The 1,336-nt window shown below is 72.2% G+C and carries 2 protein-coding genes; both read right to left on the bottom strand.

Annotated elements, in window-relative coordinates; all coding sequences use genetic code 11:
- Nucleotides 1-511: ABC transporter ATP-binding protein (locus tag G6027_RS13995; RefSeq protein ID WP_182637703.1), on the bottom strand; the 511-nt coding region annotated here is incomplete at its 3' end.
- Nucleotides 508-1,336 (bottom strand): iron ABC transporter permease (locus G6027_RS13990; protein WP_182637702.1); only part of this gene is annotated, 829 nt, incomplete at its 5' end. The genes G6027_RS13990 and G6027_RS13995, both read right to left, overlap by 4 nt.

Below are 1,336 nucleotides of genomic sequence, written 5' to 3'. Positions count from 1 at the left end.
CGAGGTGGTTGGTGGGCTCGTCCAGCAGGAGCACCTCCGGCTGCTGCGCCAACGCCCGGGCGATCGACACCCGCTGCCGTTCGCCCCCCGACAGGGCCAGGACGTCGCGGGCCGCCAGCCCGGCCAACCCCACACGGTCGAGCACGGTGTCCACCACGTCGGCGTCGTCGGTCCCGAACGGCTCGAACAGCCCGCGTGTCACCGTCCGGCCCAGGCGCACCGACTCCCGGACCGTGATGCCACCCAGCGACACCGGCTCCTGCGTGCTCACGCCCACCGTGCGCGACAGGGTCCGGCGGCGGAGCGAGGTGATGTCGTCGCCGTCGAGGCGCACCACTCCGGTCGTCGTGGGCAGGGCCCGGTAGCAGGTGCGAAGCAGGGTCGTCTTGCCACTGCCGTTGGGTCCCACCAGCGCGGTGACCCGGCCGGGCGCGATGGTCAGGTCCACCCCGTCGAGGATCCGGCGCCCCCCGAGCTCGGTGGAGACGTCTGCCGCGGTCAGTGTGGTCATGTCGCCGTCCTTCCGTAGCGCCGCCACAGCATGACCAGGAACACCGGACCTCCCACGACACCCGTGACCACGCCCACCGGGAGCTCGGCACCGTCGCTGACGGAGCGGGCCGCGATGTCGGCCAACACCAGGGCCACCGCACCGAGCACCGCGGCAGTCGGGAGCAGCCGAGCCGACGTGCGCCCGGTGACATATCCGGCGAGATGCGGGATGAGCAGGCCGATGAAGCCGATGGTTCCGGACACCGCCACCGCCCCCGCGGTGAGCATCGAGACCAACAGCAACATGAGCAGCCGGAACCGCGGGACGTTCATGCCCATGGCCGTGGCTCCGTCGTCACCCGTCAGGAGGAGGTCCAGGTGGCGGCTGGACAGCATCACGAGGATGCCCGCGACGACGAGGATCGAGACCGGGGCCAGGAGCATCGTCCACGCGGCGTCACCGAACCCGCCGGCCAGCCAGCGCATGACGGTGCCCAGTTGGTGGTCGTCGCCCAACACCAACAGCGTGAAGGTGTTGAGCGCGCCGAACATCATGGTCAGGGCAGCCCCGACCAGCACGATCGCCGTGGTGTCGTGCGCGCGACGAGCCACCAGGATCACCCCGGCGAGCGGCAGGAGGGCCCCGAGGAAGGCGGCCATCGGGAGGGTGAAGACACCCCACATCCCGGCACCCACGCCCAGCACGGTCAGGACCACGACGCCGAAGCCGGCCCCGGACGACACCCCCAGCAGGTACGGGTCGGCCAGCGGGTTGCGGGTGACCGCCTGCGCGACGCCCCCCGCCACCGCGAGGGACGCGCCCACCGCCGCCGCCATCAGCGAC

This window comes from Dietzia sp. SLG310A2-38A2 (genome assembly GCF_014145095.1).
In the GTDB taxonomy this organism is placed as follows: Bacteria; Actinomycetota; Actinomycetes; order Mycobacteriales; family Mycobacteriaceae; genus Dietzia.
The sequence above is the reverse complement of the archived record's forward strand: the minus strand, read 5'-3'. Positions and strand labels throughout refer to the sequence as shown.